Raw genomic sequence first — 781 nt, forward strand, 5'->3', positions numbered from 1 at the left:
CCGAAGACCTCGGCGACCAACATTTCTCGGCCGCGGCTTTGTAACACGTCCCAAACAGACCGGAAATACTGATGTTTCAACGTTCCTGGCACACGGTGCGCATGGGTGCACTCACGAGTGCCGCGGTGGCGGTCGCCGTGACAGTCCCCTCGGCCGTCGCCGCCTGCGCACCCGCCGCGTCTCCACCGGCCGCGTCTCCATCCGGCGCGCCTGCACCCGCCGCGCCTCCACCGAGTGGTGCGAAGCCCACCATCGTTCTGGTCCACGGTGCCTTCGCCGACGCGTCGAGCTGGGGTGGCGAAGTCGGCGCGTTGGAGAAGCAGGGATACGAGGCACGCGCGATCGCCAATCCTTTGGAGAACCTGGACTCCGACTCCGACTATGTGAAGAACTTTCTCGCCACGCTGAACGGACCGATCGTGCTGGTCGGACATTCCTACGGCGGATCGGTCATCACGAACGCCGCCGCCGGCAATCCCAACGTCAAAGCACTGGTATTTGTCGACGCCGCGGCCCCCGATGTGGGCGAGACGACTGCCCAGCTCAGTGGAGCCGACTCAGTACTGACCCGACCCCAAGGCGAACTGTTCGATCCCGTACTCCCCCCTGGCGCACCCCAGGAGCAAGCGCAGCTCTATCTGAAGAAGGACATCTTCCTCCAGCACTTCGGAAACGACCTACCGCCCGACCTCGCCACCCGCGCGTGGGCCAGCCAGCGGTCAGCAGCGGTGGCCGCATTGTACGGACCGTCGAAGAACGCCGCATGGAAGGACATCCCCTC

General features: G+C 65.2%; 1 protein-coding gene. It reads left to right on the plus strand.

The window, feature by feature from the left end:
• Positions 1 to 101: 101 nt before the first annotated feature.
• A partial coding sequence (locus A5764_RS11245; RefSeq protein WP_067113144.1) for an alpha/beta fold hydrolase occupies positions 102 to 781 on the plus strand: 680 nt, incomplete at its 3' end.

It is taken from the genome of Mycobacterium sp. 852002-51057_SCH5723018 (assembly GCF_001667035.1).
GTDB lineage: Bacteria > Actinomycetota > Actinomycetes > Mycobacteriales > Mycobacteriaceae > Mycobacterium.